The organism is Amycolatopsis endophytica (assembly GCF_013410405.1).
In the GTDB taxonomy this organism is placed as follows: domain Bacteria; phylum Actinomycetota; class Actinomycetes; order Mycobacteriales; family Pseudonocardiaceae; genus Amycolatopsis_E; species Amycolatopsis_E endophytica.
The window spans coordinates 2328313-2351846 of the sequence record NZ_JACCFK010000001.1; the positions used below are offsets into that span (position 1 = coordinate 2328313).

General features: G+C 71.5%; 21 protein-coding genes and 1 pseudogene. 13 read left to right on the forward strand and 9 right to left on the reverse strand.

Going from position 1 to position 23534, the window contains the following annotated elements:
* Positions 1 to 38: 38 nt before the first annotated feature.
* Positions 39 to 617 (reverse strand): GNAT family N-acetyltransferase, encoded by a 579-nt coding sequence (locus HNR02_RS11600; protein ID WP_179773184.1) that lies wholly within the window; start codon positions 615 to 617, stop codon positions 39 to 41.
* Positions 618 to 681: 64 nt separating this feature from the next.
* Here HNR02_RS11600 and HNR02_RS11605 point away from each other — a divergent pair, with 64 nt between their 5' ends.
* Together HNR02_RS11605 and HNR02_RS11610 are read left to right on the forward strand one after the other, a co-directional pair.
* Positions 682 to 1176 (forward strand): phosphoribosyltransferase, encoded by a 495-nt coding sequence (locus HNR02_RS11605; protein WP_179773185.1) that lies wholly within the window; start codon positions 682 to 684, stop codon positions 1174 to 1176.
* Complete coding sequence (locus tag HNR02_RS11610) at positions 1173 to 1898, forward strand: Fic family protein (RefSeq protein WP_179773187.1); 726 nt, start codon at positions 1173 to 1175, stop codon at positions 1896 to 1898. Before HNR02_RS11605 ends, HNR02_RS11610 begins: the two co-directional genes overlap by 4 nt.
* 58 nt (positions 1899 to 1956) lie before the next feature.
* Here HNR02_RS11610 and HNR02_RS11615 read toward each other — a convergent pair whose 3' ends face one another.
* From HNR02_RS11615 to HNR02_RS11640, 6 genes and pseudogenes are all read right to left on the reverse strand, one after another.
* Positions 1957 to 2880, reverse strand: coding sequence for an N-acetylmuramic acid 6-phosphate etherase (locus tag HNR02_RS11615; RefSeq protein WP_179773189.1), 924 nt, complete (start codon positions 2878 to 2880; stop codon positions 1957 to 1959).
* A 23-nt stretch (positions 2881 to 2903) separates the two neighbouring features.
* Entirely contained in the window at positions 2904 to 3896 is a 993-nt protein-coding gene (locus HNR02_RS11620) for a MurR/RpiR family transcriptional regulator (RefSeq protein WP_179773190.1), read from the reverse strand.
* Positions 3897 to 4333: 437 nt separating this feature from the next.
* Positions 4334 to 5605: pseudogene (locus HNR02_RS11625) on the reverse strand (serine hydrolase domain-containing protein); the annotation flags it as partial.
* 7 nt (positions 5606 to 5612) lie between these two features.
* The gene (locus HNR02_RS11630; protein ID WP_179775858.1) at positions 5613 to 6890 is read right to left on the reverse strand and encodes an exo-beta-N-acetylmuramidase NamZ family protein; all 1278 of its coding nucleotides are present in this window, start codon (positions 6888 to 6890) and stop codon (positions 5613 to 5615) included.
* Positions 6887 to 8665: a glycoside hydrolase family 3 protein gene (locus tag HNR02_RS11635; RefSeq protein ID WP_179773193.1), complete on the reverse strand. Its 1779-nt coding sequence runs from the start codon at positions 8663 to 8665 to the stop codon at positions 6887 to 6889. Before HNR02_RS11635 ends, HNR02_RS11630 begins: the two co-directional genes overlap by 4 nt.
* A gap of 507 nt (positions 8666 to 9172) precedes the next feature.
* Positions 9173 to 10015: an HAD family hydrolase gene (locus HNR02_RS11640; protein ID WP_179773195.1), complete on the reverse strand. Its 843-nt coding sequence runs from the start codon at positions 10013 to 10015 to the stop codon at positions 9173 to 9175.
* A gap of 444 nt (positions 10016 to 10459) precedes the next feature.
* On the opposite strand from HNR02_RS11640, the gene ssd reads away from it, so the two are divergent.
* The 8 genes from ssd to HNR02_RS11680 all read left to right on the forward strand — a co-directional run bounded on the left by ssd (position 10460) and on the right by HNR02_RS11680 (position 16257).
* Entirely contained in the window at positions 10460 to 11533 is a 1074-nt protein-coding gene (gene ssd, locus HNR02_RS11645) for a septum site-determining protein Ssd (protein WP_179773197.1), read from the forward strand.
* Positions 11530 to 12693, forward strand: a complete 1164-nt coding sequence (locus tag HNR02_RS11650) for a TadA family conjugal transfer-associated ATPase (protein ID WP_179773199.1) — start codon at positions 11530 to 11532, stop codon at positions 12691 to 12693. The genes ssd and HNR02_RS11650 overlap by 4 nt, the downstream gene beginning before the upstream one ends.
* Positions 12687 to 13478, forward strand: a complete 792-nt coding sequence (locus tag HNR02_RS11655) for a type II secretion system F family protein (RefSeq protein ID WP_179773201.1) — start codon at positions 12687 to 12689, stop codon at positions 13476 to 13478. Before HNR02_RS11650 ends, HNR02_RS11655 begins: the two co-directional genes overlap by 7 nt.
* Positions 13478 to 14050, forward strand: a complete 573-nt coding sequence (locus HNR02_RS11660; protein ID WP_179773203.1) for a type II secretion system F family protein — start codon at positions 13478 to 13480, stop codon at positions 14048 to 14050. Before HNR02_RS11655 ends, HNR02_RS11660 begins: the two co-directional genes overlap by 1 nt.
* Positions 14051 to 14084: 34 nt before the next feature.
* On the forward strand, positions 14085 to 14321 hold the full coding sequence (locus HNR02_RS11665) for a DUF4244 domain-containing protein (RefSeq protein WP_179773205.1): 237 nt from the start codon (positions 14085 to 14087) through the stop codon (positions 14319 to 14321).
* Positions 14321 to 14689: a TadE family type IV pilus minor pilin gene (locus tag HNR02_RS11670; RefSeq protein ID WP_179773206.1), complete on the forward strand. Its 369-nt coding sequence runs from the start codon at positions 14321 to 14323 to the stop codon at positions 14687 to 14689. Before HNR02_RS11665 ends, HNR02_RS11670 begins: the two co-directional genes overlap by 1 nt.
* A 172-nt stretch (positions 14690 to 14861) precedes the next feature.
* On the forward strand, positions 14862 to 15269 hold the full coding sequence (locus HNR02_RS11675) for an Rv3654c family TadE-like protein (RefSeq protein WP_179773208.1): 408 nt from the start codon (positions 14862 to 14864) through the stop codon (positions 15267 to 15269).
* A gap of 361 nt (positions 15270 to 15630) precedes the next feature.
* Positions 15631 to 16257 (forward strand): bifunctional DNA primase/polymerase, encoded by a 627-nt coding sequence (locus HNR02_RS11680; protein WP_179773210.1) that lies wholly within the window; start codon positions 15631 to 15633, stop codon positions 16255 to 16257.
* Here HNR02_RS11680 and HNR02_RS11685 read toward each other — a convergent pair.
* Positions 16239 to 18620, reverse strand: a complete 2382-nt coding sequence (locus HNR02_RS11685) for a DNA 3'-5' helicase SftH (RefSeq protein ID WP_179775859.1) — start codon at positions 18618 to 18620, stop codon at positions 16239 to 16241. The genes HNR02_RS11680 and HNR02_RS11685 overlap by 19 nt on opposite strands.
* Before the next feature lie 247 nt (positions 18621 to 18867).
* Between HNR02_RS11685 and HNR02_RS11690 the strand changes: the two genes are divergently transcribed.
* The 3 genes from HNR02_RS11690 (at position 18868) to HNR02_RS11700 (ending at position 22625) form a co-directional block, all read left to right on the forward strand.
* Positions 18868 to 21162, forward strand: a complete 2295-nt coding sequence (locus tag HNR02_RS11690; RefSeq protein ID WP_179773211.1) for a sodium-translocating pyrophosphatase — start codon at positions 18868 to 18870, stop codon at positions 21160 to 21162.
* Between the two features lie 113 nt (positions 21163 to 21275).
* Entirely contained in the window at positions 21276 to 21890 is a 615-nt protein-coding gene (locus HNR02_RS11695; RefSeq protein ID WP_179773213.1) for a hypothetical protein, read from the forward strand.
* A gap of 147 nt (positions 21891 to 22037) precedes the next feature.
* The gene (locus tag HNR02_RS11700) at positions 22038 to 22625 is read left to right on the forward strand and encodes a hypothetical protein (RefSeq protein ID WP_218903805.1); all 588 of its coding nucleotides are present in this window, start codon (positions 22038 to 22040) and stop codon (positions 22623 to 22625) included.
* Here the strand turns inward: HNR02_RS11700 and HNR02_RS11705 are convergent, their stop codons facing one another.
* Positions 22626 to 23474, reverse strand: a complete 849-nt coding sequence (locus HNR02_RS11705) for a trypsin-like serine peptidase (protein ID WP_179773217.1) — start codon at positions 23472 to 23474, stop codon at positions 22626 to 22628. It lies immediately after the preceding gene.
* Positions 23475 to 23534 lie beyond the last annotated feature (60 nt).

The following is a 23534-nucleotide window of genomic DNA, read 5'->3' on the forward strand; positions in this document are numbered from 1 at the left end:
CGAAAGAGCGCAGCCCCTCACGGCATGTTCTGGCCCCGCTACCGCACGCGTTCGGCGAGTCGGCGCTGTGTCGTGGGCCACTCGTCGGCCAACAGCGAGTAGACGACGGTGTCCCGGATGCTGCCGTCGGGGCGAATGCGGTGGGAGCGCAGAACCCCCTCGCGCGTGGCGCCGAGCCGTTCGATCGCGCGCTGTGACTTCTCGTTGCGATGGTCGGTGTGCCAGGTGACGCGGTGCGCGCCGAGTACATCGAACGCGCGTTCCAGCAGCAGGAGCTTGGATTCGGTGTTGAGCGGCGTGCGCTGCCACGGGCTGCCGATCCAGGTGTAGCCGATGGCGATGATCCGGTGGCGCGGGACGATCTCGTAGTAGGAGGTGGTGCCCGCGACCCGGCCGGTCGCCGCGTCGATCTGGGCCCACGCCACGCGGTCGTGCTCGGCCAGGATGTCGTCGATCATGGCGCGGGTGTCGTCGAGCGTGTCCGGTCGTTGCAGGCTGAGCCAGCGCCAGACCTCGGGATCGCGGCCGGCTTCGTGCAGGCCCTCCGCGTGCTCTGCCGCGAGTGGTTCGAGGTGGACGTGCTTGCCCCGCAACGCGGGCCGGTCGTGCCAGGTCATGCCCGAGACGCTACGGCGCTGATCGCACCTCATATGCTCGCGGTAGGTGTCGAAGGAGGTCGGTGTGGCTGAGCGGGAAGAGCTCACCTGGGAGTTGTTCGGTTCGGCCAGCCGGGAACTCGCGCAGCGGATAGCGGACGACGGGTACGAGCCGGACGTCATCCTGTCCATCGCCCGCGGCGGCCTGTTCGTCGCCGGTGCGCTCGGTTACGCGCTCGACGTCAAGAACCTGCACGTCATGAACGTCGAGTTCTACACCGGGGTCGGCGAGCGCCTGGAGATGCCGGTGATGCTGCCGCCGGTGCCCAACGCCGTCGATCTGACCGGCGCGAAGGTCCTGGTGGCCGACGACGTCGCCGACACGGGCGGAACGCTCAAGTTGGTGCGGGACTTCTGCGCCGGCCACGTCGCCGACGTGCGCTGCGCGGTCGTCTACGAAAAGCCCTGGTCAGAGGTCAAGTGCGAGTACGTGTGGCGGCGCACGGACCGGTGGATCAACTTCGCCTGGTCCCGGGAACGCCCGGTGGTCCGGCACGAGGGGCAGGTGCTGGACGCGTGAGTGACCCGTTGGCGCCACTGCTCGAACTGGACGGGGTCGCCGAGGCGGCGAAGAAGGCGCAGGACGCGGTGTTCGCGGTGCACCGGCTGCCCGCGAACCTGCGTGGCGGCTCGGCCACCGCGGCGGAAGCGTCCGTGCGAGCCGCCCGCGCCTCCGCTGCCCTGGACGGCGCGGATCCGGAAATCCCCGCCGACGCGGCGGTCAAGGATCCGGTGCTGGCCGGGTCACTGCGGGTCGCGGAGGCGGGCGAGTCGTTGCTGCCGACGTGGCGCCGCGCGCCACGGCAGGCGCTCGCGCGGATGCACGTCCTCGCGGCCGCGGACCTCGTCGACGACCGGAACTCGCTCGGCCGTCCCGGTCCGGCCGCCGGCGCGCGACTGGACCTGCTGACCCAGCTGGTCACGGGCGCGACCTCGGCACCGGGACCGGTCCTGACCGCGATCGTGCACGGTGAACTGCTGACGCTGAAGCCGTTCGGCACCGCCGACGGCGTCCTCGCTCGTGCCGCCGCGCGCCTGACCATGACGGCCACCGGCGTGGACCCGAAGGGGCTCACCGTGCCCGAGGTGGCGTACTTCCGCCGGGCGGAGCGCTACCGCGACACCGCCGGTGCGTTCGCCACCGGAACACCCGACGGCGTGCGCGAGTGGCTGCTGTTCTGCTGCGAAGCGATGGAAACAGGCGCACGGGAAGCCCGGAGCATCGCCGACGCCGCGGGCTGACCACGCACGGCCCCGCCGAAGGTGCGTCATGCCCGGCGCACCTTCGGCGGACGCGCGATCAGAGGGTCGCGCAGGCGAGGAGCGCCTCGCGCACGTGACCGCCGCTCGCGGCCAGCATGTCGGCCGCCGTCCGGGCGTCCACGCCGCACAGCAGGTGCACCAGCGCCACCTTGAGATCGCCGCCCGCTTCGGACAGGGCCTCCGCGGCCTCCTGCTCGTCCGCGCCCGTCGCCTCGCTCAGGATCCGCAGCGTCCGGCCGCGGAGCTTCGCGTTGGTGGCCCGCAGGCTGACCATCAGGTTCGAGTAGGTCCGGCCCAGCTTGACCATGGTGGCCGTGGAGAACGCGGTCAGCAGGATCTTCTGCGCCGAGCCCGCCTTCATCCGCGTCGAGCCCGCGATCACCTCCGGGCCGGTGTCCACCGCGATGAACACGTCCACCCCCGACGGGCGCACCGACCGCGCGTTGCCCGACACCAGACCGGTGGACGCGCCGAGACGGCTCGCCGCCTGCAGCGCACCGATGACGAACGGGGTGCGGCCGGACGCGGTCAGGCCCAGCACGAAATCGCCTGCCCGCACCGAGGTCGCCATCTCCGCGGCACCGGCCGCCGCGTCGTCTTCGGCGTTCTCGACCGCTTCGCGCAGCGCCCGCGTGCCGCCCGCGTGGTGGGCGACGAACCAGTCGGACGGCACGTTGAACGTCGGCACGAGCTCGGCCGCGTCCAACGTGGCCAGGCGGCCCGACGTGCCGGCACCGACGTAGTGCACGCGGTGACCGGTGCGCAGCGCCTCCACCGCGTGATCGACCGCGTCCGCCAGGTCGGGCAGGACCTTCGCGACCGCGTCGGGGACCCGGCGGTCCTCGTCGTTGATCGTGGTCAGGATGCCGAGCGTCGACATCCGGTCGATGTCGGTGGTGCTGGGGTTGCGCTGCTCGGTCGGGGAATCCACCTGGACCACCGGACTCGGCACCGTCATCATGCGTCTCACCGTTTCCTTCGTGCTCACTTGCCGGTCTCTCGCGGACGCCTCCGGCCGTCCGGCCGCACGCCGAGCCGATGTCCGCCGACGGCGTCCCTGGTGGCCTCCAGCGCCGCCGAAGCGCTGTCCATGTGCCGCTGCGCGACCCCGATGAACAGGCAGTCGATGACCGTGAGCTGGGCGATCCGGCTCGCGGTCGCGCCCGAGCGGAACGTCGTCTCGCGGGCGGCCGTGGTCAGGACGAGATCGGCGACCTCGGTGATCGGCGAGCGCGGGAAGTTGGTCAATGCGACCGTCGTGGCGCCGTGTTCGCGGGCGACGCGAAGTGCTTCGACGGTGTCGGTGGTCGCGCCGGTGTGCGAGATGCCGATCGCCACGTCGCCGGTGCCGAGCACCGCGGCCGAGGTCAGCATGATGTGGGTGTCCGACCACGAGAACGACACCCGCCCGATGCGGTGCAGCTTCTGCTGCAGGTCGGCGGCCACGAAGGCGCTGGCCCCGACACCGTAGACGTCGATGCGGCCCGCCTCGGCGAGCAGGTCGATGATCCGCTGGAGGGTGGCGACGTCGAGCTGGTCGGCGGTCTCCTCGACGGCGCGCGCGTCGGCGAAGCTGACCTTCCCGACCACCGCGGCGAGGTCGTCGTCGATGCCGATCTCGCCGCCGAGGTTGCGGGTGGACCGCGCCTCCGAGCGGGCGGTGTCGGCCGCGAGCGCGATCCGCAGCTGCGGGTACCCGCCGACGCCGACGGCCTTGCAGAAACGGGTCACGGTGGTCTCGCTGGTGTTCGCGGCGAGAGCGACCTCGGTGATGCTGCGGCGCGCTACTGCGGACGGGTCATCCAGGACGACCTTGGCTACGCGCTGTTCCGCCCGGGCGAGGCCGGGGAGCAGCGAGCGGATCCGGACCAGCGGGCTGGCTTCGGACTCCCGCGCAACCGATCCGATCCCGCTCGGTGCCTGCGTGGTTACGGAATCGACATCCGATTCCGTGGGAAAGTTACTAACCGTAGGCATTTGAGACAAGGTTACCCACATCCTTAGGGATGATCGCAACTCCGGCGCCCTGCACGTCCGAGCTGCGCTACTCAGTTGCCCGGAAAGTCGCCAACCACGTCCGAGTTGTTAACGTCATCGAGTTAACGACTTGGCAACTTAGTGTGGTTCCCGAAACAGCCGACGATCGTTGGTGGCCCACCCCGCGCCCCAGTGGTAGGGGCGCACCCACTCGCGATCCTAAGTCGCTTTCCCGCTGACTTTCAGTACCGATGGAGCAGCCGGGTTGTCGCACACCGTGACGAGTCGCGTCATCGGAATCACGCGGAATGCCGTTCGTGCTGGTAACTCGCACACAGCGGAGATGTCCGCGCCGCGTCGCACGGAGCGGTGCGGCGGATCCCGTCAGTGGAAGATCACCTGGACGGCCGGGGCAATTTTGCCCACAACTACTTCGGCTGGGCGAGTGCGCTCGCCCACTGTTCCCTGGCCGGATTGATCGAACCCCAGTCACGCGTCGGGTGCACCCGGTTGGTCAGCAGGATCGCGAACGACCGGGAGACCGGATCGATGACGAGTGAGGTTCCCGTGAAGCCGGTGTGGCCCGCGGTTGTCGGCGCCGACAACTCGCCCATGTAGAACCGCTGGTCCAGTTCGAAACCGAGACCGTGCGCGTCGCCGGGGAATGCCTGGTTGTAGTCGGTGAGCATGTCCCGGACGGTTTCCGCGCGCAGGATGCGGGCACCGCGGTAGACACCCCCGTTCAGGACGGTCTGCGCGAGCACCGCCATATCCGGCGCCGTCGAGAAGAGGCCCGCGTGCCCGGACACGCCGCCGAGGGACCAAGCGTTCTCGTCGTGGACCTGGCCCCGGACCATGCCCCGTGGCGGATCCGCCTCGAACTCGGTCGCCGCGATCCGGCCGAGCTTTTCCGCGGGCGGGTTGAACCCCGTGTCGGCCATTCCGAGTGGCTGCGTGATCCGCTCTCGCACCACGACGTCGAGCGGCTGCCCGGTGATGCGTTCGACGAGGAAGCCGAGCGTCATCAGGTTGATGTCGGAGTACAGGTACGTCGAACCGGGCGGGTTCTTCAGCGAACTGTCCAGTACGGCCTGGCGCCGCGACGGGATGTCCGGATAGCCCTCCCAGAGCGAGGGCTGTGGATCGGCGGCGAGCCCCGAGGTGTGGGTGAGGAGCTGCCGCACGGTGACGGCCTGCTTGCCGTTCGCCGCGAACTCCGGCAGGTACGCGGCGACCGGCTGGTCCAGCGTGACCTTGTCCTGCTCGACGAGCTGCATCACCGCGATGGAAGTGAACAGCTTGGTGATCGAGGCCATGTCGAAGATCGTGTCGGCCCGCATCGGGATCTGCTGCGCCGCGGGCAGCTCGGTACCCGCCGCGTCGGCGTACCGGAGCGCACCGCCGGTGGTGAACTCGTCGACGAGCACGCCGTCGTGACCCAGAACGCCGACCGCACCCGAGAAGCGCGGATGCCCCGTCGTCGGATCGGGTTTCGCCCAGTTCGTCAGGAACTGATCGGCGGACCGCAGCGGCGCCGGGTCGAGACCGACGTCCGCGGGCGCGCCGGGCCGCAGCACCGTCTCGGGCGGTGCGAACTCGTACTGCGGGCGCTCGAAGCGCCCCGTGAACGTCGTCGTGGCACTCGCTCCGGGAACGGTCAGGGCAGCGGCGGTCAGCGCCGCCGCGAGCAGGAGTTTGCCGATGCGCATACCGGCATCACCAGTAGAGCAGGTAGGGACGGCGGCGGGCGGTGAACTCGTCGAGTTCGCCGGTCCAGGACCCGACGACCTCGTCGACACCGGCGCCGGAGTCGATCATCGTCCGGAGCCGGTCCGAGCCGGTCAGCTTGTCGATGCCGTTGTCGGCACGCCAGCCGAACAGGTCCGGGTGCAGCTTCTTGGCCGTCACGAGCATCGCCACCGCGGTGCGGATGGCGTCGAACGCGGCCGGGTCGGTGACCGTCAGCTGCACGCCGCCGCAGGTCTGGTCGGCGAACTTGCCGAACGTCGGCACGAAGTAGGTCTCGCGGAACCGCACACCGGCAAGGCCCTGTGCGGTCAGCTCGTCACGCCAGCGCCAGTCGAGCCCGGGAGCGCCGATGATCTCGAAAGGCCGCGTCGTGCCGCGCCCTTCGGAGAAGACGGTGCCCTCGAACATCCCGGTGCCGGGGTAGACGAGCGCGGTGTCGGCGGTCGGCATGTTGGGGCTCGGCGGTGTCCAGTGCAGCCCGGTGCCGTCGAAGAAGGTGTCCCGCCGCCAGCCGTCGACCTGCACGATCTGCAGGTCCGCGATGTGCACGTCCTCCGCGGGCAGCAGTTCCGCGGCGAAGAACCCGGCCAGTTCCCCGACGGTCATGCCGTGCTGCTGGACGATCGGCTTCAATCCGACACCGGAGGAGAACTCCGGCCGCAGCATCGGGCCGTAGGCCTTGCCGCCGATCGGGTTGGGCCGGTCGAGCACGACGAACGCCGCGCCGGTGCGGCCCGCCGCGACCATCGCCGTGTACATCGACCAGATGTAGGTGTAGAACCGCGCCCCGACGTCGGCGATGTCGAACACGACGGTGTCCACGCCGGCCTTCGTGAACATGCCCGCGAGCTTCGTGGCGTCCGAGCCATAGGCGTCGTAGACCGGGATGCCGGTGCGCGGATCCGTGTAGTCGCCCTCCGAGCCGCCGGCCTGCGCGCTGCCGCGGAACCCGTGCTCGGGCCCGAAGGCGGCGACGGGCCGGACACCCGCGGCGATCATCGAGTCCACCACGTGCTCGCCGCTCGCCAGGACACCGGTGGGGTTCGACAACACGCCGATCTTGCGCCCGGCCAGCGTGCGCCAGCCCTGACCGGCGAGCGCCTCCGCGCCCGTGACGACCGGTACCCGTGGCGCCGACGAGTTGCGGCCGCCCGCGAGGCCCGGCTCCGCCAAGGCGGACCCGCCGGTCAGCAGGGGTGTCGCGAGGGCTCCCGTGACCAGGAAACCGCGCCGGTTCAGGTTCACCATGTCAGTCCCGTGCCGAAGGGGTAGCGGATCTGCCCGGCGTCCTCGCCTGCCGGGATGCCGACCGGCAGCTGGCCCTGCGGAGCGATCTCGCCCCGCAGCACCTTCGCCAGTGAAGTCATCGTCACATCCCGCCAGTCGTAGGTCGCCACCCAGGTCGGCACGTCGGCGAACCCGGCGTCGTACGGTTCCTGGATGCTCACGGCGATCACCGGTTTCCCCGTCGCGAGCAGTTCACGCACCAGGTCACCCTGAGCGGTGTCGGTGCGCAGGCCGTTGGTGAGCACGACGATCGTGTCGGCTTCGCCTGCCGCCGTCACCGCTTCCTCGATGGTGTCCGCGCCGGGTTTCGCCCCCGTCGACACCGCCGTTCCGCCGAGCCGGTCGGCCAGTGTCCGGACCGGTTCCGCCGGGTAACCCGGGTAGCCTGGGTTGTTCCAACCGGTCACCAGTACCTTCCCGGATTCCCGCAGGGGGAGCAGCCCGGCGTCGTTGCGCAGTACGGTCGTCGTCCGGTCGGTGATGGCCTGGATCTTCTCCAGGTTGCCCGGGCTGCCCACCTGCTTCACCGCGCGGGTGCTGACGATCGGCTTCGCCACGATGCCGCGCTTCTCCTTCAGCCGGAGGATGCGCAGCACGCTCTGGTCGATCCGCTCCGCGGTGATGCGGCCGCTCTGCACCGCGTCGAGCACGCTGGTCACGGCGAGCTCCAGGTCGGGCGGCATCAGCATCTGGTCGACGCCCGCCTCCAGCGCCAGCACCGGGATCTCGGCGTCGGTGTGCAACTCGCGGACGCCCTGCATCTGCAGCGAGTCGGTCACGACCACGCCGTCGTAGTGCAGCTCGTCCCGCAGGATGCCGGTCAGGATCGGCTTCGACAGCGTCGCGGGCTCGCCGGAGGGGTCCAGGCTCGGAACCGTGATGTGCGCCGACATGATCGCGTCGGTGCCCGCGTCGATCGCGGCCTGGAACGGCGGCAGGTCGATCCTGCGCCACTCCTCCTCGGTGCGGTTGATGACCGGCAGCCCGGTGTGGCTGTCCGTGGCGGCGTCGCCGTGGCCGGGGAAGTGCTTGGCGGCGGCGGAGACGGTTTCCGTCGGCGGGCCGGAGTTCTGGTAGCCGTCGACCTCCGCGGCGACCATCTGCCCCGTCAGCGCGGGGTCGGCGGAGAACGACCGCGAGCCGATCACCGGGTTGAGCGGGTTGGAGTTGACGTCGGCGTCCGGCGCGAAGTCCTGGTTGATGCCCATCGCCCGCAGCTCGTGACCGTTCACCGTGGCGAGCTGCCGCGCGTCCTCGGCGTTGCGCCCCGCGCCGACGGCCATGCTCGACGGGTACTCCGTGGCAGGCGCGGCGATGCGCGTGACCCGGCCGCCTTCCTGGTCGGTCGAGACGATCAGCGGCACCTTCGCGCCCGTGCCGAGGGCGGCGCGCTGCAGGCCGTTCGAGAAGTTCGCGAGCTGCGCCGGATCGTCGACGTTGTCGGTGCCGGAGTTGTTGAAGTAGATGACCCCGCCCGGGTGGAACCGCTCGACCACCTGCGCGGGTGTGTCCACTCCGTACTTCTCCTGGTTGCCGGGGTCCGGCTGGTCGGCCGCCTTGCCCCAGACGTCGGCGACGAAGAGCTGCCCCACCTTGTCCTCGAGCGACATGCCCCGCAACGTCTGCTCGGCCCAGCTCTCCTGCCGCGCGGGTGCGGCGGAGGCCGCGCTGAGCGAGCTCACGCCGAGAACACCCACGACGATCGCGGCAAGCGCATGACTCCTCCGGCGCATCGCAAACCTCCCCTGTGGTGACCGCCGGCGGATCGAGCCGGCATTGGGGGAAGCTACTCAGTCGTTCCGGAGCAGGTCAACGACTGTCTTACTTTCGGACGAGCCCGAAAGTGTCTTTCGGCGCCGGTCGCTCGATCGGCCCAACACCGAGGTGCGCACAGAAATGCGCGGGCGCCGCCAGTGGTGTCACTGGCGGCGCCCGCCCGCGCGGACTGCTCGGGTGACCAAGCTGCAACTCGTGTCGTACCTGGTGGGGTCTCGGCGTCCGGCGTCCCGGTACGCAGTCCCTCGACGACAAGCCTCCCGCGGCGCGCTGCGCGTGGGTGCCCGGAGTCCGCGCACGGAGTTCTTCGGGGAGGAACGAGGCTCATCTTCGTCTCGTCCTTGGCCGCAAGATGTCCGCTCTCACTTTGTAGCCCAGTGACCGCGGTCACTTCAAGGGGTCGGACGGGTGCACCGGTACAGACGCTCGATCCGGTGATGAGAGCACCGTCAGCGACTAGGATTTCAAGCTCCGCCACGACGTTTGCGCGCCAGGCCGTACCAGGTCGCCCCCGCCGCGGCGACCGCGCCGAGGCCCAGTCCGACCGCGAGGGTGGCAGGTGACGGCGCGGGGAAACGGGTGCGCAGCGACACCGGCTTCGTGAACTCCAGAACGGCCCAGCCGCGCTCGGCGGCGGACCGGCGCAGCAGGCGGTCGGGGTTCACGGCGTGCGCCTTGCCGACGGTCTCCAGCAGCGGCACGTCGGTGCTGGAATCGGAATAGGCATAACACTCCGCGAGGTCGTAGCCGTTTTCCGCGGCCAGTTGTTTCGCGGCGACCGCTTTCTGTTCCCCGTAGCAGTAGAAAGCGATTTCCCCCGAATAACGCCCGTCCACGATACCCATCCGGGTGGCGACGCTCCCGGTCGCGCCGAGCATCGCGGCGATCGGGGTGACCACCTCCTCGCCCGCGGCGGACAGCACGATCACGTCGTGGCCCTGCTCCTGGTGCCACGTGATCAGCTCGGCCGCCTCCGAGTAGACGAGCGGGTCGACGATGTCGTGCAGCGTCTCGTTCACGATCGCGCGTACCTGCGCGACGTCCCAGCCCGTGCACAGCGCGGAGATCTCGGCCCGCATCCGCTCCGTGCGGTCCTCGTCCGCGCCGGAGAGCGAGAAGACCAACTGCGCGTACGCGCTCTTCAGCGCCGCCCGCTTGCTGATCAGCCCCTCCCGCAGCAGCGGTTTGCTGAACGCGAGCGCGCTGGAGGAGGCGATGATCGTCTTGTCCAGGTCGAAGAAGGCCGCGACACCGGCTCCGGTCGCGGCGGGGAGATCGTTCGGCGGCGAGCTGGGAGGTTCTTCCACGGCTTCAGGATAGGAGCAGGCGGGGCGTGCGCCCGTCAGGCGACCACGAACGGTCGCGGCCGGTCGGAAATTCGTTGTCCTGGCGGGAAATCGATTGCTGGTGCCGTTACCGAATTGTGGGTGTCGGAAGACACGTTGGGCGCCCGTCGCCGGAGTTACAGTGGACCGCATCCGGTGTTCCCACCGGCGGTTCAGCCCAACCCCCCGGGGCTGAACCCACGGCGACCCCCGTCCCTCCCCCCTGGCGGGGGTCGCCCCTTTGGTCACGCGCGGGCGCGAATCCTGCCACGGCCCACCGACAGTTCCGGTGCCGAACGCCGCCGCGGGCACGAGTTGTCCACATGACCCCGGTTGTCCACAGGCGCGCCCGCCGCTTCTTGTGACGGCGCGGCGCCGGCACGACGGTGGAGTCAGGTCCGACACCGAATCCACCTGGGGGCACTCGTGAACCACATCCGTCCGCTCGTCGTCGCCCACGACGAGGTCATGCTCGACGAAATCCTGCGCGTCGCCGCGGCCGTCGGCTGCGAAACCCAGCGCGCGCCCGATCTGCTCGCCGCGCGGCCGCGCTGGCCGGACGCACCGCTGGTGCTGGTCGACGAACAGGCGGTCGACGGCGACGTCGAGCTGCCGCGCCGCCCCGGCGTCCTGCTGGTCACCAGAGGCGCGCCCGACACGCAGACCTGGCAACGGGCCTTCCGGGCCGGGGTCCAGGACGTCGTGTCGCTGCCCGCGGACGAGACCACACTGGCCGCCGCGCTGGCCGACGTCGTCGAGGGGCCGGGAGCACCCGGCGGCCAGATCATCGGTGTGGTGGGCGGCCGCGGCGGCGCGGGCGCGTCCTGCCTCGCGGCGGTCACGGCACTGACCGCGTGCCGCCACGAGCCGGGTGGCCTGCTCGTGGACTGCGATCCGCTGTCCGGCGGGGTGGACGCGATGCTCGGGGCCGAGCACGCGGAAGGTCTGCGGTGGCCGGAACTCCGGCCCGGCGCCGGACGGCTGTCGATGCCCGCGCTGCTGAAGACCCTGCCCGAGTTCCGGTGCCGCGGTCTGCGGCTGCCGTTCCTGTCGTGCCACCGCAACGGCGATGGGCCGACCGGGCAGTCGGTGGCGGCCGTGGTCGAGGCGGGCCGCAGGGCCGGGCGCACGGTGGTGTGCGACCTGCCGCGGCATCTGGACGGGCCGGGTCTGGCCGTCGTCGCCCGCGCCGACCTCGTGGTCGTGGTGATCCCCGCCGAGATGCGGGCCTGCCTCGCGGCCAAGCGGGTCCTGCACCAGCTGGGCGACCCGGCCGACCGGGTGCGGCTCGTCGTGCGCGGCCCCGCCTCCGGCGACCTCGAGCCGAGTGTCGCGGCCGGCGCGGTGGGCGTGCCGCTGCTGACGTCCATGCGTGCCGAACGCCACCTCGACCGGGAGATCGAGGCGGGCCGGTTCGCGCCCCGTCCGCGCGGCGGTCTGTTCGACGCCGCGAGGCTGATCCTGGCCGAGGCTCAGGCCAAGCAGGTGGTGGCGGCGTGAACTTCGAACTGGTCGAACGGGTTCGCCTCCGGCTCGCGGGCAGTGGCGCGGGCACCGATCCGGCGACGATGGCGGACGCGGTCCGGGCCGAGGCCGGCCGTCCCGTCGGGCACGCGGAGGTGCTGGACGCCCTGCGGGTCGTGCGGCAGGAGCTGGCCGGTGCCGGCCCCCTGGAACCGTTGCTCGCGTTGCCCGGGGTCACCGACGTGCTGGTCACCGGGCCGGACGAAGTCTGGGTCGACGGTTCCGAGGGGCTTCGCCGAACCGGTGTCCGGCTGCCGAGCGAGGATTCGGTGCGCCGCCTCGCGCAGCGGTTGGCGCTGGCTGCCGGGCGGAGGCTCGACGACGCGCAGCCGCACGTGGACGGCTGGTTGCCCGGAGTCGGGCCGCACGGTCGCGTCCGCCTGCACGCGGTGCTGCCACCGATCGCGGCCGACGGCACGTGCATCTCGTTGCGGGTCCTGCGCCCCGCCGTGCACGACCTGGCCGCGCTCCGCGAACTCGGGACGTTCGGCGACGACGGCGCCGAACTGGTCGAGTCCGTGGTCGCCGCCCGGCTGGCCTTCCTCGTCACCGGTGGCACCGGCGCGGGCAAGAGCACCCTCCTCGCGGCGATGCTCGGGGCGGTTCCGCCGTCCGAGCGGATCGTGTGCGTCGAGGACGCGGCCGAGCTCCAGCCGGCGCATCCGCAGTTCGTCCGGCTGATCGCCCGGCCCGCGAACATCGAAGGCGCGGGCGAGGTGGGCCTGCGGGAGCTGGTCCGCCAGGCGCTGCGGATGCGGCCGGACCGGCTCGTGGTCGGCGAGGTGCGCGGCCGGGAGGTGTGTGAGCTCCTGGCGGCGTTGAACACCGGTCACGACGGCGGTGCGGGCACCCTGCACGCGAACTCCACGGCCGAGGTCCCGGCCCGGCTGGAAGCGCTCGCCGCGCTGGGCGGCCTGTCCCGTTCCGCGCTGCACAGCCAGCTCGCGGCGGCGGTTCAGGTCGTCCTCCACATGCGCCGGACCTCTTCCGGGCTGCGGGTGCTGTCCGAAGCCGGCGTGCTGAGCCGGAGCGACAACGGGGACGTCCGGGTGCTCCCGGTCTGGCAGGACGGTCAGTGGACCAAGCGGCGCGTGTTGTTCTCCGCCCTGATCGGACGAGGCAGGGGCCCATGCTGACGCACACCGTGACCTGTGCGGCCGCGGCCCTCGCGTGCTGGCCGTCCGCGCGGGGTTCGACCGGGCGGTTGCGCGCCCTCGCTCCGCCGGTGACGGCGCGAATCCCGTTGCCTAGGAAAGCGCTTGCGCTCGGGCTGGTCCCGTTGTTGTTCCTGGTACCGCCCGCGGTGTCGATGGCGGGTGCGTTGCTGGGCTGGTCGGGGTGGCGACACTGGCGCGCCCGCCGTCGCGCGGCGTCGAGCCTCACGACGAGACGCGCGATGGCCGAGGCACTGCATGCGATGGTGGTCGACCTCCGGGCCGGAGCTCCGCCCGACCTGGCCGCCGAATCCGCCGCGGCAGACGCGCCGCGGCCGGTCGCGGAGCTCCTCGAAGTGATGGCCGGGGTGGTCCGGTTCGGCGGTGACCTCGCCGGCGCGCCGGCCTCCGTCGCTACCGCCGAACCGCTGGGCCAGGTGCGGGGACGGCTGGTGCGGGCCTGGGCACTGAGCCAGCGACACGGCCTGCCCCTGGCCGAACTCCTCGATGCGGTCCGCCGCGACATCACCGCTCATGTCCGGTTCGCCACGCAGGCCGGGGCGGCGATGTCCGGGCCCCGGTCCAGCGCGATGGTGCTCACCGCGTTGCCCGTGGTCGGGCTGCTGCTGGGCGAGGGGATGGGCGCACGACCGGTGCACGTCCTGTTCGCCACCCCGGGTGGGCAACTGCTCCTGCTGCTGGGAACCGTCCTGATCATCGCCGGAGTGGGCTGGAGCGCCCGCATCACGAGCGGTGGTGCGCGGTGATGAGTGTCGTCGTGGCGCTGGTGGCCGCCGCGCTGCTCACCCTGCCCGGGCGGCCGGTTCCGGGACTACGCCTGGCCGCCCTGTTTCCGCGGCCGAGAGCTCCCGCGCCACGGCGGCGGCGCCGGGCGAAGTCCGAGCCACTCGAACTCGCCGCGACCTGGGACCTCCTGGCCGCGTGCCTGCGAGCCGGGCAGCCGGTGCCTGCCGCGCTGAGAGCGGTGACCGAGGGTGTGAGCGGCCCGGAAGCGGACGCGCTGCGTGCGGCGGCCGGCCTGCTCGAACTCGGCGCCGACGCGGACGAGGGCTGGGCGCCCGCGATGGAATGCCCCGGCACGGCCGGGTTCGCTCGCGCCGCAAGACGAACCGCGCGCAGCGGAACAGCTCTCGCCGACGCGGCATCCGACCTGGCGCGCGAGATCCGCGCGGCGATGTCCGACCGGGCCGAGGCGCGGGCCCAGCGAGCGGGAGTGCTGATCACCGGGCCGCTGGGGCTCTGTTTCCTTCCGGCGTTCGTGTGCCTGGGAGTCGTCCCGGTCGTCCTCGGCCTCGCCGGACGCCTGGACGTGTTCTGACGATCCATCCACAGTAGACAAAGGGGAAAACGCCATGTTGTTCCGCACCAAGCCCGCGGGCCGTCACGCCGCACCATCGCGCGCCCGGTGGTGGCGCCGCTGGTTCCGGCCGCTCGTCGCCACCGACGACGGGATGAGCACCGCCGAGTACGCGATCGGCACGATCGCCGCCGCGGCCTTCGCCGCGTTGTTGTACTCGGTCGTGACAGGGGACTCGGTGGTGGCTGCGCTGACCGGCCTGGTCCAACAGGCCCTGACAGCGAGCTTCTGATGGTGACCCACTCCCGTGCGGGCCCGGACCGGGGCGCCGTGACCGTCGAAGCGGCGATAGCGCTGTCCGCCCTGACGGTGTTCGTCGGCTTGGTGCTCGCGGGCTTCACGGCGATCACCGGACAACTCCGCTGCATCGACGCTGCTCGCGAGGCCGCGCGCCTGATCGCCCGTGGCCAACCCGAACTGGCGACACAGGCCGTCGCGGAGATCGCGCCGCCCGCCGCGCGGCTGTCGGTGACGACCACCGGCGACGCCATCACCGTCGAAGTCCGGGCCGATCCGGCCGGTGCGCTCCTGCCCGGCCTGCACCTGCGCGGCAGCGCCTTCGCCGTGCTCGAACCCGGAGCGCCGTATGCCGGCCCCTGACCCACCCCGCCGGGGAGGTGCCTGCCGAGGCCGGTGGGAAACCACCGGCGGCCGAAGCGCCCAGCCCCGCGCGTGGCCGGGCCGCCGCGCTGGACCGCCGCGCGTGGCCGGGTGCCTGTGCGTGGCCGAGCCTTCGCGCGTGGCCGGGGCCCCTCCGGGAGAGAGGCCGTCCATGGCTGTGGTGGACACGGTGATGCCCATCGACCGCGCCCGGCGGCGGGCCCCAGCCGATCGGGACCTGGTCGACCGGGACCCCGCCGACCGGGACCGGGGTGCCGCCACGGTGTGGGCCGCGGGCGCCATCGCGGCGCTGGCCGCCGTGGTGCTGCTGTTGTGGGGCTTCGGAGCAGCGGCGGTGACGCGGCACCGCGCGGAGGGGGCCGCTGATCTCGCTGCTCTCGCCGCCGCGGGGCAGGCGGTGCACGGGGTGGACGTGGCCTGTGGGCGGGCGGCGTGGGTCATCGGCCGGATGGGCGGGCGGATGGTGAGTTGCCGGTTCGACGGGTGGGACGCCCTCGTCGAGGTCTCGATGAGCGGTGGCGTCGGCAGCGCCTACGGGCGGGCCCGCGCCGGGCCCTGATGCGACGAGCGGTCACTGCCGCGCCGAACGGTAGGGCCGTCATCGGCGGGTGGGCGGTCGGTCCGGCGCGCCGAACGGTCACCGAGCGTGGTCGAAAACAGCGCCGAAGCCGGGGGGAAACTGTTGGCACGCAGGCAAAAGCTGTGCCGGAGATCACGATCGGCGGCACGGTCCCGGTGCTGCTCGTCGGCGCGCGACGGTCGGCGAATGACGTTCGGCCGGGCCGAGCACGGCCGGTTCGCTCGTCGTCCCCGATCGGCCGGTTGTCGCGCGGTGGCTTCCGGCACTTTGCAAATTGCCGTTTATTGGACACAGACAGCCACCGCGGGACGGTGGAACCAGCAAGGAGTTGTGGACGAAAATGTTGGACACGGACTGGTCGGACAGCTGGCGGGGCGCCTTCCGCATCGAACTGCGTGCGGAGGCTATCGGCCTCGCCTGGCACGGGTGGCCGGTGCTGCCCGGCACCTTTCCGGCGCACACGGACACCGCGGGGTCATGGACCGGCCCGGCGCCCGTCCACCAGGACTGGGCCGACCGCCTCGGCGCCCACCCCAACGAGGTGGCGACCTGGTGGAACGGCCAGCCCTACAGCCTCCTGGTCGCGACCGGCACCGTGCTGGACGCCGTCGAGGTCCCCGATGAACTGGGCAAGCGCGCCGCACGCCTGCTCCGCGCGACCGGCCACCCCGCGCCGATCGTCGCGACGCCGGACGGCCGCTGGCTGTTCCTGACCACGGTCGCCGACCGTATCCCGGAGGAACTCGCCACCGCCGGAACGGTCCGCTGGCACGGCCAGGGCAGCTGGATCCCGCTCCCCCCGACCCCGTTCGCGCACGGAGTCGTCCACTGGCGCGTCAAGCCGGACGTGTGGAGCTGGCGGCTGCCGACCGCCGACGCCGTGCACTCCGTGCTCACCCGCGCCCTCGACCAGCAGGGTTCCGACCGGGACGCCCTCGTCGGCGCCGGTCAGTTCGCCGCAGCCTGAACCACCCCGTGGTCGTGCTGGGCACTGTGAAGACTCACCGCCCCGAGCACGGTTCCCAGCACGGCCACCGCCCCCGCCTTGTCCAGTGGATCGTTACCGTTCCCGCACTTCGGTGACTGCACACAGGACGGGCATCCCGCCGGGCACTCGCAGGAGATGATGGCCTCCCGCGTAGCGGCCAGCCAAGGGACAACAGCAGCGAAACCGCGATCGGCGAATCCCGCGCCTCCGGGATGGCCGTCGTGCACGAACACCGTCGCCTCCCCGGTGTCCGCGTGCCAAGCGGTTGACACGCCGCCGATGTCCCAGCGGTCGCACGTTGCGAACAGCGGTAGCAGGCCGATCGCCGCGTGCTCGGCGGCGTGCAGGGCGCCGGGGATGCGCGCCGGATCCAGACCGGCGCCCCCCGGCGCCCCGCCGACCTCCAGCAACTCGGGCGAAACCGTGTACCACACCGCCCGCGTTTCCAAGGTCTGCGCGGGCAGGTCCAACGGCACCTGGTCCAGCACCTCACCCGACGGACGGCGACGCAGATACCCCACCACCTGCGACGTCACCGCGACCTCACCCAGGCACACGCTCACCCCGCCGTAATCCACCCGCTCCTGGGTGGACAGCACGGTGATGTCCGCGTGCTCCCGCGCCGACGTGTTCCACTCCGGATCCTCCGCGTGCACCAGCGCGATCCCGGACTCCAGATCCAGCTCGTCCACCACGTACGACGAGCCCTGGTGCAGGTACACCGCGCCGGGATGCACCGTCGAGCACGCCGAACCCGGGTCGACAGTGCCCAGCAGCCGCGACGTGTCCGCCTCGACCACCGCGATCTGCTCCCCGCCCGACCCGCGGATGTCGACCTCGTAATGCGGTCTGTCCCGCGAAGTCCAGTACCAGCCACTCGGACGCCGCCGCAGCAGCCTGTCCGCCACCAGCCGGTCGAGCACCTCACGCGCCGCCGCGCCACCGAACGTCTCCAGCTCACCGGACGTCAACGGCAACTCCGCCGCCGCGCACGCCAGCTGCGGCGCCAGCACGTACGGGTTCGACGGGTCCAGCACCGCCGACTCCACCGGCCGCTCCAACACCGCCGCCGGATGGTGCACCAAGAACGTGTCCAGCGGATCATCCCGCGCCACGAACACCACCAGCGCGTCTTCACCCGAGCGCCCCGCCCGGCCCGCCTGCTGCCAGAACGACGCCAGCGTGCCCGGATACCCGGCCAGCACCACCGCGTCCAGCCCCGCGATGTCCACGCCCAGTTCGAGCGCGTTCGTCGTCGCCACGCCCTTCAACTCACCCGACAGCAGCGCCCGCTCCAGCGCCCGCCGCTCCTCGGGCAGGAACCCCGCCCGGTACGCCGCGACCTGCCCGGGCAGCTCACCGTCTACTTCGGACAACAACCGCCGGGCACCCAGCGCCGTCAGCTCCGCACCCCGGCGCGACCGGACGAACGCCAGCGTCCGCGCGCCCTCGATGACCAGCTCAGCCAGGATCCGGCTCGTCTCCGCGCCCGCCGACCGCCGCACCGGCGCGCCGTTCTCGCCCTGGTGGTCCTCCAGCAGTGGCGGCTCCCACAGCGCCACCGTCCGCGCCCCGCGCGGCGAAGCGTCCTCCACCACCGGAGCGCAGTCCGCACCGACCAGACGGCGCGCGAACTCGCCCGGCTCCGCCGTGGTCGCCGACGCCAGGATGAACACCGGCGACGACCCGTAGTGCCGCGCCACCCGCTGCAGCCGCCGCAGCAACAGCGCGACGTGCGAACCGAACACGCCGCGATAGCTGTGACACTCGTCGATCACGACGTAGGAGAGCTTGCGGAACAGCCGCGCCCACCGCGAGTGCGCCGCCAGGACGCCCCGGTGCAGCATGTCCGGGTTCGTGAACACCCAGCGCGCGTGCGCCCGCACCCAGTCGCGCTCCGCCATCGGGGTGTCCCCGTCGTACGACGCGGCCCGCACCCCCGGAACGTCCAATGCGGACACCGACCGCAACTGGTCGGCGCCCAGCGCCTTCGTCGGCGACAGGTACAGCGCGCACGCCTTGTCGTCCCCGGCGAGCGTCGAGAGCACCGGCAGCTGGTAGCACAGCGACTTGCCCGACGCGGTGCCCGTCGACACCACGACGTGCCTGCCCTCGAACGCCAGTGAGGCCGCTTCGGCCTGGTGCTCCCACGGCTCGTCGACGCCGGTCGACCGCAGCGCCGTCACCACGCGTTCGTCCGCCCAGGACGGCCACTCGACGTGCCGCGCCTCCCGCGCGGGCAGCTCGGCCACGTGGGTCACCGGGTTCGCCGCGTCCGGAATCCCTGCGGTGACCCGGTGCAGCAACCGCCGCGCCCGTTCGGTTCCCGCCACAGCGTCCACGGCATCCACGGCAACCAGCTTCGCACACCAGTACGACGGAACCGCCGACGTGTGAAAAGATCATGAACCGTGAGCAGACTCACATGCACGGAGCGTGTTCGTAACGGGACGCCCTGACCGTGCGCGATCCTCTACCAATACACTCCCCGCAACCGGCACCACTTGTGGTGTAGATCCCATGCCAGCGTCGGCACGGCTTTCGGAAGGCGAGCTGTCACTGGCGACAGGAACGTTTCCAGGAGGACGGATGTCCCGGCAGACCCTCGCGGAGGGCCTCGAGTTTTCCGGAGGTGACTACGGCATCGCGGCCGTGGTCGCCGTCATCGCCCTGGCCGCACTGGTCATCGGCTGGCTCCTGCTCAAGGAGGTGCTGGCCGCCGGCCAGGGCACCACCAAGATGCAGGACATCGCCAAGGCGGTTCAGGAAGGCGCGGTCGCCTATCTCAACCGGCAGCGCAACACCCTCTCGATCTTCGGTGTCGTGGTGTTCCTGCTGCTGCTCGCGCTCCCGGCGGAGGACTGGAACGAGCGCATCGGCCGTTCGGTGTTCTTCCTCGTCGGCGCGGTGTTCTCGTTCGTCATCGGGTACACCGGCATGTGGCTGGCCACGCGGGCGAACCTGCGCGTCGCCGCCGCCTCCCGTGAGCCGGGTGGCCGCGAGAAGGCCATGCGGGCCGCGTTCCGCACCGGTGGCGCGGTCGGCATGTTCACCGTCGGCCTCGGCCTGTTCGGCGCCGCGGTCGTCGTGCTCGTCTACACCGGTCAGGCGCCGAAGGTGCTGGAGGGCTTCGGTTTCGGTGCCGCGCTGATCGCGATGTTCATGCGTGTCGGCGGTGGCATCTTCACCAAGGCCGCCGACGTCGGCGCGGACCTGGTGGGCAAGGTCGAGCAGAACATCCCCGAGGACGACCCGCGCAACGCCGCCACCATCGCCGACAACGTCGGTGACAACGTGGGTGACTGCGCCGGCATGGCCGCCGACCTCTTCGAGTCCTACGCGGTGACCCTGGTCGCCGCGCTGATCCTGGGCAGCACCGCCTTCGGCGTGCACGGCCTGCTGTTCCCGCTGATCGTGCCCGCCATCGGTGTCATCACCGCGGTCATCGGCGTCTACATCACCCGTGCCCGCTCCGGTGAGAACGGCCTGGTGACGATCAACCGCTCGTTCTACATCTCGGCCGTCATCTCGGCGGTCCTGTGCGCGATCGCCGCGTTCGTCTACCTGCCCGGTTCCTTCGCGGACTTCGGCCCGGAGCAAGCAGGCATCGACGGCAACCCGGCGCTGATCGCGTTCATCGCCGTGATCATCGGCATCGTGCTGGCCGGCGTCATCCTCAAGCTCACCGGTTACTACACCGGCACCGAGCACGGCCCCGTGAAGAACGTCGGGGAGACCTCGCGCACCGGTGCGGCGACGGTCATCCTGTCCGGTATCTCGGTCGGTTTCGAGTCGGCCGTCTACACCGCCCTGGTGATCGGTGCCGCCGTGTTCGGCGCCTACCTGCTCGGCGGCGCGGTCGCCCTGTTCGCGGTCGCGCTGGCCGGTACCGGCCTGCTGACCACGGTCGGCGTCATCGTCGCGATGGACACCTTCGGCCCGGTGTCGGACAACGCGCAGGGCATCGCGGAGATGTCCGGCGAGGTCGACGAGGACGCCGCGCAGATCCTGACCGAGCTGGACGCGGTCGGCAACACCACGAAGGCCATCACCAAGGGCATCGCGATCGCCACCGCCGTGCTGGCCGCGACCGCGTTGTTCGGGTCCTACCAGGACTCGATCACCAAGGCGCTCGGGGACATCGGTGAGTCCGCCGCGGGCGTGAAGTCGTTCGTGGACACCATCGTCAGCCCGAACACCCTCGTCGGCGTGATCGTCGGTGCCGCGGTGGTCTTCCTGTTCTCGGGCCTGGCCGTCAACGCGGTGTCCCGCGCCGCCGGTGCGGTGGTCTACGAGGTGCGCCGCCAGTTCCGTGACATCCCGGGGATCATGGAGGGCACCACGCGGCCCGAGTACGGCAGGGTCGTGGACATCGTGACCCGCGATTCGCTGCGTGAGCTGGCCACTCCGGGTCTGCTCGCGGTGTTCGCCCCGATCGCCGTCGGTTTCGGCCTCGGCACCGGCGCGCTGGCCGGGTACCTGGCCGGTGCGATCGCCACCGGCACCCTGATGGCGATCTTCCTCGCCAACTCCGGTGGTGCCTGGGACAACGCGAAGAAGCTGGTCGAGGACGGCCATCACGGTGGCAAGGGCTCCGACGCCCACGAGGCGACCATCATCGGCGACACCGTCGGTGACCCGTTCAAGGACACGGCGGGCCCGGCGATCAACCCGCTGATCAAGGTGATGAACCTGGTCTCGGTGCTGATCGCGCCCGCCATCGTGCAGTTCTCGATCGGCCCGGACGCCTCCACCGGCGTGCGGATCGCGATCTCGCTGGTCGCGGTGGCGGTCATCGTCGCGGCGATCGTGGTGTCGAAGCGGCGCGCGAGCGTCATGACCGACACGCCGAGCGAGGACGCCACCCCGGCGAAGACAGCCTGATTTCGCTCCACGGCCGGGCCCGTCGCGCACGCAGCGTGACGGGCCCGGCCTTTTTTGCGGCCCGGCAGTTGCGATCCGCAATCGTCTCGGTACGGTCGGGAAGGAGCTTCGCGTTGGCAGGAGGTGTCTGGGTGCGGCCCGGCAAGTCCGTGTTCCTGGTGGTACTGACCGGGCTCTGCGTGAGCCTCTCGTCGTGCGGCCAGCAACCGGCGAGAACCACCGAACCGGCCGGCCCCGGTATGTCCCAGCAGGACGTCCAGCGCCAGGACGCGGCAGCCCTGTGGGCCGACGACTACTGCGGAGCGGTCGGTTCGCTGGTCCAGGGGCTGGCGACGATGCCGAGCGTCGACCCGAGCAGTCCGCACCGGGCGGTGCGGACCTCCAGCGATCTGCTCGGTTCGGTGATCGACGGCCTGGACCGTGCGCTGGACGGGCTGCACAAACTGCCGCCGTCCCCTGTCGCCGGGGGCGACCAGGTGCGGACCCAGGTCGTGACCGACTTCCAGGGTGTGCGCGACCGCGCGTCGGCCGCCCGCGAGCGGCTGGACACCGCCGACCCGGACCGTCTCGACGCGGCCACGCTCGGGCAGGCGAACGGCCCGCTGGACGAGGTCTCGCACCTTGACCTGCTCGACCGGTTCGACGCCGTGCCCGAGCTGGCCACGGCCGTCGCGCACGCTCCGGTGTGTCAGCAGCTCACGATCCAGGCGACCAGCGCACCCCGCTAGCTCATCCGCACGGCCCCGGCGGGAACCCCTCTCGCCTCCGTCCGAATCGACGGTAGGGATTGACGTCGCGTCAACTTCGGGAACTTTTTCCGCGCGACGACTCGCGGGAAATCGAACGGGTGTTCTACCCTGTCCGCTGTGGATCAGATGTCGTTCTTCTCGGCGGAGGCGAGCGGCCCGGAGATCGCCGACCTGTGCGGTGTCCTGTGCGGGCAGGGGCAGGTCACCGGCTTCGCGCGCACGGCCGCCCGCCTCACCGTCGAGGTGGACGAGGGGTGGCGGGCGCGGGTGCTGGCCGCCGAGTTCGGCAGGCGCGGGGTGTCGGCCGAGCTGGGGCGCACCGAGGACGGCAGGCCGTCACTGCGCACCGCGTTCCGGGCCGATCTGATCGGGCTGGCCAACGGGTGGCTGTCCGGCTCGGTGAAGACGCTGCCGGGCCGCTTCCGGCTGACCGGGGCGGCGTTGCGGCTGTGGGCGCTCGCGGCGGGCAGGCCGGGCGTCCACGGATACCTGCTGGCGGTCGACGAGCAGGCGCCGGACATGCACGAGCCGCTGACCGCGGCGTTCCGGCAGCTGGGGCTGCCCGCCCATCTGGTCGGGCCGAAGGGCGGCGGGCCCGCGGTGCGGATCACCGGCCGCCGGAGGCTGGCGACGCTGGCCGAACTGATCGGCATGCCGCCGCCGGGCGCCGAACCGGTGTGGCCGGGGCACGCACCGGCCCGGCAGGCCGTCTGATCAGGCGGGGAGGGGGATCGGCAGGCCGATCGCGGCGGGCTTGGGCAGCATGCACTCCTCGCGCGTCAGGCTGACCTGGTTGTCGCGGGAGAAGCAGGCCGGGATGCGGTAGGTCTGCTGCCCGTAGGTGAGGCCGCGGCGGGCGAACACGGCGCCGTTCTCGTCGACCTCGCACGGGTTGTTGAATGTGCAGACCTCGCCGTCGTCGTTGCCCGTGTTGTTGATGCCGACGACCTCGTGGCTGCCGTCGTCGACGATGGGCGAGCCGGAGGTGCCGTGGATGGTGTCGCAGCCCGGTGCGTACCGGATCGAGTCCTTCCAGGTCCAGCCCGCTTCGCGAACCGAGTAGACGACACGCTCGATCGAGCAGTTCCAGGTGCGGGTGAAGTACCCGGACACGACGCTGACCGGTGTGCCGACGTCGGCGGGGGAGGCCGCCACGGTCAGCGGGTGCCCGCCCAGGTTGCGGGCGATCTCGCGGTAGGAGGAGTCGAGCGCGTAGATGGCGACGTCGGTGTCCGTCATCGTGGCGTAGACGAGCTTTGTCGCGCGCAGCTCGCCCAGTTCCGCACCGTCGTCGCCGAGCAGCAGCATCCGCCGGTTCACCGGCTGGTCGACCAGCACCTGCCCGGGCTCCGGCATGCCCGACTCCAGGCAGTGACCGTTGGTCAGGACCAGCGCACGGTCGTACTCGTCCGACTGGGGCAGCCGGATGAGGGAACCGGAGCAGTTGCTGAGTTTGACGATCCCGTCGTAGTCGGGCGGCGGCGCGGCGAAAGCGGGGCTGACCCCGGCCAACGCCGGAACTGCGAGCAGAACGGACAGGACGGTGAGCAGGCGGCGGAACATGACGCGGAGCGTAGCGGAACGGTCACGCGGAAGCCCCGGGCGGCGTGTGTCCGGTATCAC